Genomic DNA, 14716 nt, shown 5'->3' on the forward strand with positions numbered 1-14716 from the left:
AGAAACGCGGTTCATTTGACCCCGGAACGCCCGCCGAACGCGCTCAGCGTGCGCTCCAGCATCGGCAGCGCCCGCACCACCCGCTTCGAGCGGATCAGCAGGTCCCAGGCGGGCTCGAACTTCTTCCAGCCCCCGGCGTACGCGAGGTGCCGCAGCCGCTCGTGCGCCCCGGGCTGGGCCCCCGAGCCCCGCCAGATGCTGGACCAGCGGTAGAAGTCGCGGTACGCCCGCCAGTAGCCCTCCTCCAGCTGCCCGGCCGTCATGCCCCTGGGCCGGTGGACGACGTGGCGGGTGTCGTACAGGTCCCAGTCGCGGTGCAGGATGCGGTCCTCGGACTCCAGTTGCCGCCACAGCCCGGTCGACGGGTAGGGCGTCATGATGTGGAAGGTGGCCGTCTCGACGCCCTGCTCGACCGCCCACTGGACCGTCCGGTCGAAGACGTCGGGGCCGTCCTGGTCGAGCCCGAAGACGAAGCTGGCGTTGACCATCACCCCGGCGTCGTGCAGGCGCCGTACCGCCGCCCCGTAGTCCGTGCCGATGTTCTGGTTCTTGCGGCGTTCGGCGAGGTTGGCGTCGTTGACGGTCTCGAAGCCGACGAAGAGGCTGCGCAGCCCCGCCTCGGCCGCCCGCTCCAGCAGGCCCGGTTTCAGGACGGAGTTGACCGTGCCCGCCGCCTGCCACAGCCGGCCCATGCCCTTCATGCCGTCGAAGAGGGCCTCGGCGAAGCGCGGATTGCCGAAGAGGTGGTCGTCGAGGAAGTAGAGGTGGCGGCCGGGCAGGCGCTCGATCTCGGCGAGGGCGTCGTCGACGGCCTGCGTGTAGAAGGACTTGCCGCCCTCGAAGAAGGCGTCCTTGTAGCAGAAGTCGCAGTGGTGCGGGCAGCCGCGCGAGACGACGATGGAGTTGGGGACGAGGTAGAGGTGACGCTTGATCAGATCGCGGCGCACCGGCGGCAGTCCGGCGAGGGTGCGCAGCGTGGAGTCGTAGCGGCGGGCCGGTACGCCGTCGCGGAAGTCCTTCAGGAACAGCGGCCAGGTGTCCTCGCCGGGGCCGGTGAAGACCGTGTCGGCGTGGGCCGCCGCCTCGTCGGGCAGCGAGGTGACGTGCAGGCCGCCCATGGCGACGTGGACGCCGCGGGCACGGAAGTGGTCGGCGATCTCGTAGCTGCGCCGCGCCGAGGTGATGTACGGCTGGATCACCAGCAGGTCGGGGGTCGGCATGGCCGCCGGGTCGAGGCGTTCCACGTGCTCGTCGTGGAGGGTGACCTCGTCGTCGGGGTCCAGGTAGCCGGCGAGGGTGGCGAGGCCGAGCGGCGGGAACAGCGAGTACTTGATGGGCCGGAACAGCGGGCTCGTCGCCTCGGTCAGGGCCGGGAGGATCATCGTCACGCGCATGACAGCCCAGACAGCCGGGGGCGGGTGGCCGGTTCCCGTCGGCCGGCCGGCGCGCGGCGCGCCCTACCGTTCGGCGACCGCCTCGAGCGCGTCCAGCACCGGGCGGATCAGCGGATGCCCCTCGGCTCCCCGGCGTACGGCCGCGAAGACCCGGCGGGTGGGCGCGACGCCGTCGACGGGGCGGACCATCACCCCGGCCAGGTCCATGCCGAGCAGCGCCGAGCGCGGGACGAGCGCCACGCCCGCGTCGGCCGCGGCGAGGGACACGACCGCGCGGAAGTCGTCCGAGGAGTGCTCGAGTCGGGGCTGGAAGCCGGCCGTCTCGCAGGCCAGAACCACCACGTCGTGGCACGGGTTGCCGGGGTAGGGGCCGATCCACGGGTCCTTGGCCAGCTCCGCGAGCGGCACCTCCGCGGCGTCGGCGAGGCGGTGGGTGACCGGGACGACGGCGTCGAACGGCTCCGCGTACAGCGGGACGTGGGTCAGGCGCGGGTCGTCGGCGGACGGCGCCCCGCGGTACTCGACGGCGACCGCCACGTCGACCTGGCGGTCCAGCACCATCGGCAGGCTGGCGTCGCCCTCGGCGTCCTGGACGCGGATGCGGATGCCGGGCGCCGTCTCCGCGAGCCGGGCCAGCGCGGGTCCGACGACCAGGGTGATGCCGGTCGCGAAGGCGGCGACGGTGACCGTGCCGGCCTCGCCCGAGCTGTACGCGGCGAGCTCGGCCTCGGCCCGCTCCAGCTGGGCGAGGACGGCGTTGGTGTGGCTGAGCAGGATCTCGCCGGCCGGGGTCAGCCGTACGCCCTTGGCGCCGCGCTCGACCAGGCGGTGCCCGGTCTCCTGCTCCAGGGCGGTCAGCTGCTGGGAGACCGCCGACGGGGTGAGGTACAGCGCGGCGGCAGCCGCCGTCACGGTGCGGTGGTCCGCCACCGCTCGGAGGATGTGCAGCCGCCGCGCTTCGATCACGGAATCGATTCTCTCAGGTCGGACAACGGCGGGCCGGACGCCGTCAGGCGTCCAGCTCCGCCCGCGCCGCCACGAAGGCGTCCACCGCGCGGTCGACGTCCTCGGTGGAGTGGGCGGCGGACAGCTGCACGCGGATGCGGGCCTGGCCCTGCGGGACGACCGGGTAGGAGAAGCCGATCACGTACACGCCGCGCTCCAGCAGCAGCTCGGCCATGCGGCCCGCCTTCGACGCGTCGCCGATCATGACGGGCGCGATGGCGTGGTCGCCGGGGAGGATGTCGAAGCCCTCCTCGGTCATCCGGCGGCGGAACAGGGCCGTGTTCTCGGCGAGGCGGACGCGCAGGTCGTCGGCCGACTCCAGCAGGTCGAGCACCTTGAGGGAGGCGGCGGCGATCACCGGGGCCAGCGTGTTGGAGAAGAGGTAGGGCCGGGACCGCTGGCGCAGCAGGGCGACGATCTCGGCGCGGGCGGCGACGTAACCGCCCGAGGCGCCGCCCAGAGCCTTTCCGAGGGTGCCGGTGATGATGTCGACGCGGTCCATGACGCCGTGCAGCTCGGGGGTGCCGCGTCCGCCGGGGCCGACGAAGCCGACGGCGTGCGAGTCGTCGACCATGACCATGGCGTCGTAGCGGTCGGCGAGGTCGCAGATCTCGTCGAGCGGGGCGACGTAGCCGTCCATGGAGAAGACGCCGTCGGTGACGATCAGCTTGCGGCGGGCGTCGCCCGCGGTCTTGAGCTGCGCCTCCAGATCGGCCATGTCGCGGTTGGCGTAGCGCAGACGCTTGGCCTTGGACAGGCGGATGCCGTCGATGATCGAGGCGTGGTTCAGGGCGTCGGAGATCACCGCGTCCTCGGGGCCGAGGAGGGTCTCGAAGACGCCGCCGTTGGCGTCGAAGCAGGAGGAGTAGAGGATCGTGTCCTCCTGGCCGAGGAACGCGGAGAGGCGGGCCTCCAGCTCCTTGTGGACCTCCTGGGTGCCGCAGATGAAGCGCACGGACGCCATGCCGTAGCCCCAGCGGTCCAGCGCCTCGTGGGCGGCGGCGACGACCTCGGGGTGGTCGGCGAGACCGAGGTAGTTGTTGGCGCAGAAGTTGAGGACCTCGCCGGGACGGCCGCCGGCGGTGACGTTCACGGTCGCGGACTGGGGGGTGCCGATGACGCGCTCGGGCTTGTGCAGGCCGGCGGCGCGGATCTCGTCGAGGGTGGCGCGCAGGTCGTCGCGCACGGAGTCGAACATCTCAGAAGCTCCTAGGAAAAGCAGATGACTTACGCGGACCAGTCGAGGATGACCTTGCCGCCCTTGCCGCTCGCGGCGTCGGCGAAGGCCGCCTCGAAGTCGCGGTGGCTGTAGCGGCCGGTGATCACGGGCGCGAGGTCGAGGCCGCCTTCGAGCAGCACCGACATGGCGTACCAGGTCTCGAACATCTCGCGGCCGTAGATGCCCTTGATCGTGATCATCGAGGTGACGATCCGGGCCCAGTCGACCGGGAACTCCTCGGAGGGCAGGCCGAGCATCGCGATGCGGCCGCCGTGCGTCATGTTGGCGATCATGTCGCGCATCGCCTCGGGGCGGCCGGACATCTCCAGGCCGATGTCGAAGCCCTCGCGCAGGCCCAGTTCGCGCTGGCCGTCGGCGATGGTCGCCTTGGACACGTCCAGGGCGAGGCTGACGCCGACCTTGAGCGCGAGGTCCAGACGTTCCTCGCTCACGTCGGTGATCACGACGTTGCGGGCGCCCGCGTGCCGGGCCACCGCGGCGGCCATCAGGCCGATCGGCCCGGCGCCGGTGATGAGGACGTCCTCGCCGACCAGCGGGAAGGACAGGGCGGTGTGCACGGCGTTGCCGAACGGGTCGAAGATCGCGGCGACGTCGAGGTCGACGGGGACGCGGTGCACCCAGACGTTGGCGGCGGGCAGGGCGACGTACTCGGCGAAGGCCCCGTCCCGGCCGACGCCGAGGCCGACCGTGGCGCGGCACAGGTGACGCCGGCCGGCCAGGCAGTTGCGGCACTTGCCGCACACGAGATGTCCTTCGCCGCTGACGCGGTCGCCGGCCTTGATGTCGGTGACGTCCCGCCCCGTCTCGACGACCTCGCCGACGAACTCGTGCCCGACGACGAGCGGGGTGCGGATGGCCTGCTGCGCCCAGCCGTCCCAGGCCCGGATGTGCAGGTCGGTGCCGCAGATACCGGTGCGCAGCACCTTGATGAGCACGTCACCGGGTCCTACGGCGGGCTCGGGGACGTCCGCGAGCCGGAGCCCGGGCTCCGCCTTCTCCTTGACCAGCGCCTTCAACGCTACGGCTCCTGACGGGTGTGGTCCCCGCGGTGGGCATGCCGAAGCGGCCCGCGTCCGGGGAAGGGAGTGGAATCGCACAGCAATCTGCCGTACGTGACCGCCCCGGGTCCATCGAGCCTTTCTTAAGCCCGGCCGCAGCTTTCCTTCACACCCCGCGCACCGGTCGTGCCGTCCCCCGGCGGCTCACAGGGGGAGCCCGTCCTCGGCGCTGCGCTCGATGCGCCGTACGAGGTCGGCCGCCGACGACTTGACGGTCTCCAGACCTGCCCTCCCCCAGGTCCGGGGCCGCACGTCGGCGGCGGAGACGGTGCCCAGCACCGTCCCAGTACTGTCGATGAGCGGCGCGCCGAGGTAGGAGTGGATGCCGAACTCGTCGACGACGGCGTTGCCCGCGAAGCGCGGGTAGTCGCGCACGTCCTCCAGGACCAGCGCCTTGCGCCGGACCACCACGTGGGGGCAGAAGCCGTGGTCGCGGGGCTGGACCCGGCCGAACTCGGGACTGGTGCCGTCCCCGCGCCTCACCGGCGGGACGTCGGGCACGCGCAGGCCCGCGAAGAACTGCCCGCCCTCGACCAGGAAGTTGACCATCGCGTACGGCGCCTCGACGAGCACCGCGAGATGGGCCGCGAAGGCGTCGAGGGCCGGGTCCGGGCGTTCCGCCAGACCGAGGCGGCGCAGCCGTCGCACCCGGGCGGGGGCCTCCCGGTCCTCCGGGGTGAGCAGCAGACGTCCGACCGGGCGCGGCGGGTCGTAGCTCATGGGCGGGCCCCGGCGCCGAACCCCGTGGTGGGAGCCGGTGTGTGGGCGATGAGGTGGCGGACGAGGGTGAGCAGCGTCTGTACGCCGGAGCTGGAGATCCGGGCGTCGCAGCGCACGATGGGGATCTCGGGGTGGAGGTCCATGGCCGCGCGCACCTCCTCGGGGTCGTAGCGGTGGGCGCCGTCGAACTCGTTGATCGCGACGATGAAGCCGAGGCCGCGCTCCTCGAAGAAGTCGACGGCGGCGAAGGACTCCTCCAGGCGCCGGGTGTCGGCGATGATCACCGCTCCGAGCGCGCCCTCGCACAGCTCGTCCCACATGAACCAGAACCGTTCCTGGCCGGGGGTCCCGAACAGGTACAGCACGTGCTGCGGGTCGAGGGTGATGCGGCCGAAGTCCATGGCCACGGTCGTTTCGAGCTTGTTCTCGATGCCGTCGAGGTTGTCGGTGCCGGCACTGACGGTGGTGAGCAGTTCCTCCGTACTCAGCGGTGCGATCTCGCTGACCGCGCCGACGAAGGTCGTCTTGCCGACACCGAAACCGCCCGCCACGAGGATCTTCAGCGCGGTGGGGAACGGATCGGTGCCGTCGTCGTGGCCGTGGCCGTAGTCAGAGCTGTCGTCGTAGTCCATCGAGCACTGCCTCCAGAAGGGCCCGGTCCGTGGGGTCGTGGTGGAACGCGGCGGGGGGTTTGGTGGTCAGCGCGCCGCAGTCGACGAGGTCCGACAGCAGCACCTTGGTGACCGCGACCGGCAGCCTCAGGTGCGCGGCGAGCTCGGCGACCGGGAGGGGCGCCCGGCACAGGTCGAGTGCCTGCGCGTGTTCGGGTCCGAGGTCGCCGAGGGGGGTCGCCCCCGTGGCCATCACCTGGGACATCAGGTCGAGCGCGACGGTGGGCCGGGTACGGCCGTTGCTCACGGTGAAGGGGCGCACCAGCCGTCCGGCCGCGTCGTCGAGCCAGGGGCCGTCGCCGGCCGCGGCCACCCTCAAGGCCTCATCGCCGGGGGTTCCACGGCGTACTGCCGGGGCGCGGTGACCAGGTAGGGGCGGACGCTCTTGACCAGCATCGCCATCTCGTAGCCGAGCACGGCCGCGTCGGCCTCGCGGCCGGCCAGCACGGCGAGGCAGGTGCCGGAGCCGGCGGTGGTGACGAAGAGCAGGGTCGAGTCGAGTTCGACGACGACCTGGCGTACGTCTCCGCCGTCGCCGAACCGGACGCCGGCGCTGCGGCCGAGGGAGTAGAGGCCGGAGGCCAGGGCCGCCATGTGGTCGGCGCTGTCCGCGTCGAGGCCGTGGACGGACTTCACCAGTCCGTCGCAGGACAGGAGCACCGCGCTGGTCGTGTGCGGTACGCGCTGCACGAGGCCGCTCATCAGCCAGTCGAGGTCGGACACTTGGCCGGTCGGCGCGTCGCTCGCCATGGTGGATCGACTCCTTGGGGTACGAAGGGCAGCGGGAGCGCTGGTCGTGGGGGTGGGCGGGGGTGCTGTCATCCGGCCGGTTCGCTCCCGTCGTGCGAGGCGGTGCGGTCGGCGCGGGGCCCGGGCGGGCGGTGCGCATCGCTGTACGCGGTGCGGGCCGGTTGCCTGGGGGACGCGTCGGAGGTGACCGGCGCGGTGGGGGGTGATTCGGTGTGCGGCGGCGCTGTGCGGGCGGGCTCCGTGCGGGCCTGCTCCAGGTGCTGTTGGGCTTCGGCGAGGCCGACGCCGCGCTGGAAGGCCGCCATCAGGCCGGGGTCGTGGCCGACGAGGTGCCCGGGGTCGGTGTCCGGGCGCGGCGCGGGACCGCCGCGCAGCTGTGGCGCGATGTGCTCGTGGGCGCGGCGGCGGGGCAGTCGGGGCTTGTCCATGGTTCCGCGCACGGCGCCCTGACGCGGGACGGGCGGGGTGGCCGCGTGCTCGGCGAGGGCGCCCCGGTCACCGGGCCGGAGGCCCGGCACCGCGGCGGCCGGGTTGGCCCGGTCCTCCCGGGCGCTCCGCACGGGCAGCGGCAGGGGTCCCCCGCTCTCCGCGGCGGGGGACCCCTGAGACCCGGCAGGCACCGGCGCCCACGGGGCGGGGGCAGCGGGAGCGGGCGCAGGGAAGGCCGGTACGGCGGAGCCGGACGCCCCGGAGACGGGCGCGTCGGAGCCCGGTACGTCGGAGGCGGGCGCCCCGGTGCCCGGCAGGGCGGATGCGGGCACCCCGGACACCGGCGTGGCGGGAACGGGCGTCCCAGGGCCGGGCGCGGCGGAGGCGGGCACCCCGGGCACCGGCCGGGCGGACGTGGGCGGCAGGGGCGTGGCCGGCGGTCGCGGCTGCTGCGACGGGACGAGCGACGGCGTGGCCCCCGTTACCTCCTGCGGCCGGACCCCGGCATCCGGGAGGCCCGGCGCCGTGCCCAACAGGGCCTGCGGAACGACCAGTACGGCCTGGACTCCGCCGTAGATGTTGGTCTGCAGGCGGACCGTGATGCCGTGCCGCTTGGCGAGCTGGGAGACCACGTAGAGCCCGATGCGGCCGTCCGCCAGCAGACGGGCGACGTTGACCTGGTCGGGGTCGGCGAGCAGGGCGTTCATCCGGCTCTGCTCGGCCACGGGCATGCCGAGTCCGCGGTCCTCGACCTCCACGGCGAGGCCCGCGGTGACGAGGCTGGCCCGCATCAGCACCTGGGTCTGCGGGGCGGAGAACAGGGTGGCGTTCTCGACGAGTTCGGCCAGCAGGTGGATGACGTCGGCGACGGCGTGGCCGCGCAGGGTCCCGTCGACCGGCGGGACCAGCCGGACCCGGGAGTACTGCTCGACCTCGGCGATGGCCGAGCGCAGCACCTCGGTCATGTCCACCGGGTTGCTCCACTGCCGGCGGGAGACGGCGCCACCGAGCACGGCGAGGTTCTCGGCGTGGCGGCGGATGCGGGTGGCGAGGTGGTCGACGTGGAAGAGGCCCTTGAGGAGGTCGGGGTCCTCGATCTCGTTCTCCAGCTCGTCCAGGATGGAGATCTCGCGGTGCACCAGGGACTGGAGGCGCCGGGCGAGGTTGACGAAGACCTCCAGCTTCTGTTCGCTGCCCGCCTGGCTGGAGAGCTGGGCGGCCCGGACGACGGCGGTGACGGCCCCGTCGTGGGCGCGGGAGAGGTCGGCGGCGAGCAGTTCGAAGTCGTCCGCGTCGTCCGGCGGTCCGCCGCGCGGCTTGCGCGGGGGCGGGGTCTCACCGCGGCGCAACGCCTCGACCACGGCACGCAGATCGCCCTCCCCGCGCGCGGTGCTGCGGCGCAGCGCGCCGACACGCTCGTGCACGGACCGCGCGGCGCGGTCGGCGGCGACGGCGGCGATGACGACGGCCGCCAGTGCCACCGAGACCGCTCCGCCGAGCACGCCCCACAGGACGGGGCCGGGCCGTACGCCGCTGGAGCGGACGGTGAACAGCACCGCCGCGCAGGCGCTGAGGGCGACCGCCACGGGCGGCAGCACGGCGAGACGCAGGAGTTGGGGCCGTATGTGGGTCTCGTGCAGCGCGGGGGCGGTACGTGAGGCCGGCCGGCCGTGCCGCCCGCCCTCACGGCGGTCTGCTCGCGCGGCGGGGGCGCGGAGGTGAGACATCGGGGTCCTCGTGCTGGTCCGTTGGTCCGTCGGGCGCGGGGGCCCGCACCTGGTGGCGGGCACCATGCGGGCACGCGACGCCACGCGGGCGTGCGCCATCGCGCTGTCGGCCGGGCGGACCGGGGATCCGGCCCTACGTCGCCCGACGGACACTGACAGTAGTCGCCCGCACATCAAGTGCGGTGGGCAGTTGCCAAAGTCCCTCGGACAACGTCCCGCTCTGGTATGAGGCGTCGTACGACAGACCGATAACAAGGTGAAGCAGTCGTTCCAGAAGTACCGAGGACCGGTCCGGTTCGATCAAAATCGGTCACCGTGAGTGACGGCGACGGCCGGGTGTCCACCCGCGTCCGGACAGGCGGCGCCACCGGAGTATTGACGCCCCTGTGAAACAACGAAATAGTTTTTGTATCTTCGACTCGCAGGGGGCCCGATGACCGACACCACCCCGGACGCCGCACCCCGCACCACGACGTTCACCGCCCGCTCCCCGGCGACCGGCGAGCCGCTCGCCGAGCATCCGGTGCACGGTCCCGAGCACGTCGCCCTTGCCGTGGCGCGGGCCAGGTCGGTCCAGGCGGACTGGGCGGCGCTGCCCGCGGCCCGGCGCCGCGACCATCTGCTGCGCTGGAAGCGGGCCCTCGCCTCCGACCTCGACACCGTGGCCCGGACGATCGCCGAGGAGACCGGCAAGCCGGCCGGTGACGCCGCGCTGGAGGTCGTTCTCACCCTGGAACACCTCGGCTGGGCCGCCCGCAACGCCGACCGCGTCCTGCGCCGGCGGCGGGTGCGCACCGGGCTGTTCACCGTCCACCAGCGGGCCTCGCTGGTGCACCGGCCGGTGGGCGTGGTCGGCGTGATCGGCCCCTGGAACTACCCCTGCTACACCCCGATGGGCTCCGTCGGATACGCCTTGGCGGCCGGGAACGCCGTGGTCCTCAAGCCGTCCGAACTGACCCCGGGCACCGGCGTCCTGCTCGCCGGACTCTTCGACGCGGCCGTGCCCGCGCACGCCGGGCTGCTCACCACCGTCACCGGAGCGGCGGCCACCGGGGAGGCGCTGGCCCGCTCCGGGGTCGACAAACTGGCGTTCACCGGCTCGCCGGGGACGGCGCGCAGGGTGATGGCGGTGTGCGCCGAGACGCTGACGCCGTTCCTCGCCGAGTGCGGCGGGAAGGACGCCGTGATCGTCACCGCGGACGCGGACCTGGACGCCGCCGCCGACGCGATCGTGTGGGGCGCGCTGAGCAACGCCGGACAGACCTGTGCGGGCGTGGAACGCGTCTACGCCGTGCGCGAGATCCACGCCGCCCTGTGCGAACGGGTGGTGCGGCGCGCCGGTGCGCTGCGTCCGGGCGCCGAGGGCGACGCGGCCTACGGCCCGATGACCCTGCCGGCGCAGATCGGGGTCGTCGAGCGGCACGTCACCGGGGCGGTGGCGTCGGGCGCGCGGGCCCTGGTGGGCGGGCCCGAGTCGGTCCGGGCGCCGTACGTCGCGCCCGTCGTGCTGACCGATGTGCCGGAGGACGCGGCGGCGATGACGGAGGAGACGTTCGGACCGGTCGTCGCGATCAACCCGGTGACCGACGTGGACGAGGCGGTGGACCGGGCCAACGACTCCCGCTACGCCCTGGGGGCCGCGGTGTTCTGCCGCGACCGGCGGGCCGGGGCGGCGATCGCGGCGCGGCTGCGTGCGGGGGCGGTGTCGGTGAACTCCGTGCTGGGCTTCGCGGCCGTGCCGGCGCTGCCGTTCGGCGGTTCGCAGGACTCCGGTTTCGGGCGGATCCACGGCGCGGAGGGGCTGCGGGCCTTCACCTCCGTGCAGTCGACGACCGTGCAGCGGTTCGCCCCGCCGGTCACGCTGACCTCGTTCGAGGTGCCGGCGGCGACCCGGGAGCGCGCGGTGCGGCTGGCCCGGGCCCTGCACCTGCGGCGCTGAACCGCCCGCCGGTCAGGCGTCCAGCAGGGGGGCCAGGTAGCGGCGGGCGAAGGCCCGGGCCTGGTCCTCGTCGTCCATCTCGATGCAGCTGGCGGGGTTGAGAAGGAAGGAGACCGCCACCCGCACCATGAGCTCGGCGACCGGCCGCGGGTCCTCGTCGGGGCGGCCCTCGGCCTGCTGCGCACGGCGCAGATGGCCCGTCAGGTACTCGACGGTGGCGGCCAGCGAAGAGCCGCCGTTCACGGTCAGATAGGGCAGTACGACGTCCGGTTCCAGACGCAGCAGACCGCCGAAGAGCGGATGCGCACGGGTGTGGCGCAGGGCGACCACGAATCCCTCGACGACCCGTTCCTCCATGGTCGGCAGCGCCGCCACCGCCGCGTCCAGCCGCTGGAAGAACCGGCTGTTCTCGCGCAGCAGGGTCTGCTCGACCAGCTTGTCCTTGTTCTGGAAGCGCCGGTAGACGGTGACCCGGGAGACACCGGCCCGTTTGGCGACGTCGTCCACGGAGGAGCGGCGCAGGCCGAAGACGGTGAACTGCTCCAGCGCGGCGTCGAGGATGCGCCGCGCCGTCCGGTCCTCCGTCCCGGTCTTCAGGCCCGTGCTCACGAGAGCGACACCCCCGTCCCGAGAAATCAAGAAACAACGACCAACACTTTGTCACACGACCTTGGAGGACACCTCATGGGCAGTCGTCTCACCGGAGAGCAGTCCGCGTTCGTCGCGGCCGTCCGGGATTTCGCCAAGCGCGAGTGCGGCACCCGGGAGCAGCGTGACGCGCTGACCGGCGGCGGCCGCGAGGCCCACCATGCCGGGCTGTACGCCAGGCTCGCCGCGCTGGGCTGGCTCGGGGTGTGTCTGCCCGAGGAGTACGGGGGCTCCGGCGGCGGACTGGCCGACGCGTGTCTGTTCCTTGAGGAGACGTCGTACGGGATGGTCCCGGCCGGCGGTTTCGTCACCACCGTCATCGCCGCCAAGGCGTACGAACGGTTCGGCACCGAACGGCAGCGGCACGAGGTGCTGACCGGTGTCGTGAACGGCGACGTCCTGTCCATCGCCATGTCGGAGCCGGGGGCCGGTTCGGACGTCGGCGCGCTGCGCTGCCGGGCCCGGCGGGCGGCGGACGGCACCTGGGCCATCGAGGGGCAGAAGACCTGGATCTCCAACGCGCACCACGCGAAGAGCATCCTGCTGGTGGCCCGCACCGGGGAGGACAAGCACGCCGGGCTGACCATGTTCCACCTGCCGGCCGACGCCCCGGGCGTGGAGGTGCGGGGCATCGAGACCATGGGCGGCCGGGAGGTCAACGACGTGTTCCTCACCGGTGTCCGGCTGCCCGCTGACGCGGTGGTGGGCCGGGTGGACGACGGCTGGCGGCAGTTGATGGCCGGACTGAACCACGAGCGGCTGTTCCTGGCGTCGAACATGCTGGGCCTGGCGCGCCGCGCCTTCGACGACGCGCTCGCCTACGTCCGCGAGCGTGAGCAGTTCGGCCGGCCCGTCGGTTCGTTCCAGGCGCTGCGGCACCGGGTGGCCGACCTCGCCACCGAGATCGAGTGCACCCGGCTGCTGGTGCGCGAGGTGGCGTCGGACTGCGACGCGCAGCCGGACAAACTGTTCCCGCGGGAGGCGTCCATGGCGAAGCTGAAGGCCACCGAGATCGCCAAGCGGGCCGCCCTGGAGGGCATGCAGATGATGGGCGGCTACGGCTACACCACCGAGTTCGACATGGAGCGCCACCTGCGGGCCGCGGTCGTCTCCACGGTCTACGGCGGGACCAGCGAGATCCAACGGGACGTGATCGGCAAGTCGTACGGCCTCTGACCCGGCCGCGCGCGAGGCGCCCCGCCCGCCCCGGTCTCGGGCGGCGGGGCGGGGAGAGCGGTGCGGACCGGTCAGTCCTGGTAGAGCCCGGACAGCGCGTCGGCGTACTTGTCCCGGATGACCCGGCGCCGCATCTTCAGGGAGGGCGTCAGCTCACCGGTCGCCGGACCCCATTCCTCGGACAGCAGCGCGTACCGCTTGACCTGCTCGGTGCGGCTGAGCCGGGCGTTGGCGGCGGCCACCGCGCGCTCCACCTCGGCCCGGACGGCGGGGTGCCGCGCCAGCCCGGCGAGTCCGCCGTCCGCCTCGACGCCGTTGGCCGTGGCCCAGGCGGGGGCGCCCTCCGCGTCGAGCACCAGCAGGGCGACGAGGTAGGAGCGCCGGTCGCCGTGCACCAGCGCCTGGCCGATCAGCGGGTGCTCCTTGAGCGCGTTCTCCACCAGGGCGGGCGAGACGTTCTTGCCCGTCGAGGTGATGATCATTTCCTTCTTCCGGTCCGTGAGCCAGAGATAGCCGTCCTCGTCCGTCCGGCCGATGTCGCCGGTGGCCAGCCAGCCGTCGGCGTCCAGGACGGACCGCACCGATCCGTCCGGCTGGAGGTAGCCGGAGAAGACGGACTCGCCGCGCACCTCGATCTCACCGTCGTCGGCGAGCCTGACCTCCACGCACTCCACGGGACGTCCCACCGAGCCGATCCGGAAACCGGTCCGCGGGCTGTTGGTGGTGGCCACGCCGGTGGTCTCGGTCAGCCCCCAGGCATCCATGATCACGATGCCGAACCCGGCCCAGAAGTCCACCACGTCGACCGGCATGGGCGCCGACGCGCTCGCCGCCCAGGTGACCCGGTCCAGGCCACCCGCGGCCAGCAGCGGCGACAGGACCTCCCGGCGGGCCCGGGCGTAGCGCTCCTCCAGTTCGGCGGGCGGTGTCTCACCGCGCTCGCGGTACCCGACGTGCTCGCGGGCCACCGCGGACGCCTCGTCGATGACCGCCCGTTGATCCGCCGGCGTCAGGGAGAGAACGGCCCGCATGGCCCCGCACAGCTTCTCCCAGATCCGCGGCACACCGAAGAACTGGGCGGGGCGCACCTTGCGCACGACCGCGCCCACGCCCGTGGGGTCGGCGCAGAGGTAGACGTGCGAGACCCGGTGACAGGGCAGGTAGATGCCCAGCATCCGCTCGGCGACGTGGGCGAGCGGCAGGTAGCAGATGTGCTCGACGTGCGGCGGCAGCTCCACCACGGCGTCCAGCGCCAGCGCGTTGGCCATCACCTGCCGGTGGGTGACGACGACGCCCTTGGGTTCGCCCGTGGTGCCGGACGTGTAGACGACGGTCAGCGCGTCCCCCGGGCGCGCGGCGTCCAGCTCCTCGGCGAAGCGCTCCGGAACCCGTTCCCGGAGCAGGGCGGAGTACGGGAGGTGGCCGCCCTCGTCGCCCGCCTCGGCCACCACCAGCCGCGCCAGCGGTGTGCCGGCGTCGGTCAGCAGCGGCTCCCACGTCTTCACCTGCGCCGCCCCCTCCACCACGGCGACACGGGCCCGGCAGTTGCGGGCGATGTGGGTGATCTGTTCGGGGGCCGCGGTGCCGTAGACGCTGACCGGGACGGCACCGAGACGGACGAGCGCCAGGTCGGACAGCCAGTGTTCGGGCCGGTTGGCCATCATCAGCAGCACGTGGTCGCCGCGGCCGACGCCGAGTGCCGCGTAACCGGCGGCCAGGCGCCCGGTGTGCTCGTGGATCTCCGCCCAGGTGAGCGTCGTCCAGCCGCCGTCCCCGTCCGCCGGCTGCCAGGAGAGGCCGGGGAGGCCGGGGTACTCGCGGGCGTTGCGGGCCAGCAGCTGTGTCAGGGTCCGGTCGGCCGGGGCGGCGGGCGGTTCGCCGGTGGCGCGGGGCGCTGATGTCATGGGGCCTCCTTGCGGGTCGGGTGGAAACGGCCGGAGTCGACAGTCCGTGCACAGG

13 protein-coding genes are annotated in these 14716 nt (G+C 73.2%); 2 read left to right on the forward strand and 11 right to left on the reverse strand.

Annotated elements, in window-relative coordinates; all coding sequences use genetic code 11:
* Positions 1-11: 11 nt before the first annotated feature.
* From ACIRG6_RS13860 to ACIRG6_RS13900, 9 genes are all read right to left on the reverse strand, one after another.
* Positions 12-1394 carry a B12-binding domain-containing radical SAM protein gene (locus ACIRG6_RS13860; protein ID WP_403322641.1) on the reverse strand — a complete coding sequence of 461 codons (1383 nt, stop codon included), beginning with the start codon at positions 1392-1394 and terminating at the stop codon, positions 12-14.
* Between the two features lie 63 nt (positions 1395-1457).
* The gene (locus ACIRG6_RS13865) at positions 1458-2360 is read right to left on the reverse strand and encodes a LysR family transcriptional regulator (protein ID WP_318215422.1); all 903 of its coding nucleotides are present in this window, start codon (positions 2358-2360) and stop codon (positions 1458-1460) included.
* A 43-nt stretch (positions 2361-2403) separates the two neighbouring features.
* Positions 2404-3597, reverse strand: coding sequence for a glycine C-acetyltransferase (locus tag ACIRG6_RS13870; protein WP_364681204.1), 1194 nt, complete (start codon positions 3595-3597; stop codon positions 2404-2406).
* Between the two features lie 29 nt (positions 3598-3626).
* Positions 3627-4655 (reverse strand): L-threonine 3-dehydrogenase, encoded by a 1029-nt coding sequence (gene tdh, locus ACIRG6_RS13875; protein ID WP_403322644.1) that lies wholly within the window; start codon positions 4653-4655, stop codon positions 3627-3629.
* A gap of 186 nt (positions 4656-4841) precedes the next feature.
* Entirely contained in the window at positions 4842-5417 is a 576-nt protein-coding gene (locus ACIRG6_RS13880) for a GAF domain-containing protein (RefSeq protein ID WP_351012347.1), read from the reverse strand.
* Positions 5414-6049, reverse strand: a complete 636-nt coding sequence (locus ACIRG6_RS13885; protein ID WP_364681201.1) for a GTP-binding protein — start codon at positions 6047-6049, stop codon at positions 5414-5416. The genes ACIRG6_RS13880 and ACIRG6_RS13885 overlap by 4 nt, the downstream gene beginning before the upstream one ends.
* Positions 6027-6401, reverse strand: a complete 375-nt coding sequence (locus ACIRG6_RS13890; protein ID WP_364681198.1) for a DUF742 domain-containing protein — start codon at positions 6399-6401, stop codon at positions 6027-6029. The genes ACIRG6_RS13885 and ACIRG6_RS13890 overlap by 23 nt, the downstream gene beginning before the upstream one ends.
* Before the next feature lie 2 nt (positions 6402-6403).
* Positions 6404-6838, reverse strand: coding sequence for a roadblock/LC7 domain-containing protein (locus ACIRG6_RS13895; RefSeq protein WP_189231605.1), 435 nt, complete (start codon positions 6836-6838; stop codon positions 6404-6406).
* Positions 6839-6906: 68 nt separating this feature from the next.
* On the reverse strand, positions 6907-8994 hold the full coding sequence (locus ACIRG6_RS13900; protein WP_403322654.1) for an ATP-binding protein: 2088 nt from the start codon (positions 8992-8994) through the stop codon (positions 6907-6909).
* 433 nt (positions 8995-9427) lie between these two features.
* Between ACIRG6_RS13900 and ACIRG6_RS13905 the strand changes: the two genes are divergently transcribed.
* Positions 9428-10933: an aldehyde dehydrogenase family protein gene (locus tag ACIRG6_RS13905; RefSeq protein ID WP_403322656.1), complete on the forward strand. Its 1506-nt coding sequence runs from the start codon at positions 9428-9430 to the stop codon at positions 10931-10933.
* 12 nt (positions 10934-10945) lie between these two features.
* Here the strand turns inward: ACIRG6_RS13905 and ACIRG6_RS13910 are convergent, their stop codons facing one another.
* Entirely contained in the window at positions 10946-11542 is a 597-nt protein-coding gene (locus ACIRG6_RS13910; protein WP_239764628.1) for a TetR/AcrR family transcriptional regulator, read from the reverse strand.
* Between the two features lie 75 nt (positions 11543-11617).
* Here ACIRG6_RS13910 and ACIRG6_RS13915 point away from each other — a divergent pair, with 75 nt between their 5' ends.
* Positions 11618-12757, forward strand: coding sequence for an acyl-CoA dehydrogenase family protein (locus ACIRG6_RS13915; RefSeq protein ID WP_365024679.1), 1140 nt, complete (start codon positions 11618-11620; stop codon positions 12755-12757).
* A 71-nt stretch (positions 12758-12828) separates the two neighbouring features.
* Here the strand turns inward: ACIRG6_RS13915 and ACIRG6_RS13920 are convergent, their stop codons facing one another.
* A complete protein-coding gene (locus ACIRG6_RS13920) occupies positions 12829-14661 on the reverse strand; it encodes an AMP-dependent synthetase/ligase (RefSeq protein WP_403322659.1) in 1833 nt (610 codons plus the stop codon).
* Positions 14662-14716: the final 55 nt, after the last annotated feature.

This window comes from Streptomyces flaveolus, from assembly GCF_044765825.1.
GTDB lineage: Bacteria > Actinomycetota > Actinomycetes > Streptomycetales > Streptomycetaceae > Streptomyces > Streptomyces flaveolus.

What these genes read in the sequence shown, in the direction of transcription:
- ACIRG6_RS13915 (WP_365024679.1), top strand. Translation starts at nt 11,618, where the DNA reads ATGGGCAGTCGTCTCACCGGAGAGCAGTCCGCGTTCGTCGCGGCCGTC.
- ACIRG6_RS13870 (WP_364681204.1), bottom strand. Translation starts at nt 3,597, where the DNA reads ATGTTCGACTCCGTGCGCGACGACCTGCGCGCCACCCTCGACGAGATC.
- ACIRG6_RS13885 (WP_364681201.1), bottom strand. Translation starts at nt 6,049, where the DNA reads ATGGACTACGACGACAGCTCTGACTACGGCCACGGCCACGACGACGGC.
- ACIRG6_RS13920 (WP_403322659.1), bottom strand. Translation starts at nt 14,661, where the DNA reads ATGACATCAGCGCCCCGCGCCACCGGCGAACCGCCCGCCGCCCCGGCC.
- ACIRG6_RS13860 (WP_403322641.1), bottom strand. Translation starts at nt 1,394, where the DNA reads ATGCGCGTGACGATGATCCTCCCGGCCCTGACCGAGGCGACGAGCCCG.
- ACIRG6_RS13880 (WP_351012347.1), bottom strand. Translation starts at nt 5,417, where the DNA reads ATGAGCTACGACCCGCCGCGCCCGGTCGGACGTCTGCTGCTCACCCCG.
- ACIRG6_RS13895 (WP_189231605.1), bottom strand. Translation starts at nt 6,838, where the DNA reads ATGGCGAGCGACGCGCCGACCGGCCAAGTGTCCGACCTCGACTGGCTG.
- ACIRG6_RS13900 (WP_403322654.1), bottom strand. Translation starts at nt 8,994, where the DNA reads ATGTCTCACCTCCGCGCCCCCGCCGCGCGAGCAGACCGCCGTGAGGGC.
- ACIRG6_RS13905 (WP_403322656.1), top strand. Translation starts at nt 9,428, where the DNA reads ATGACCGACACCACCCCGGACGCCGCACCCCGCACCACGACGTTCACC.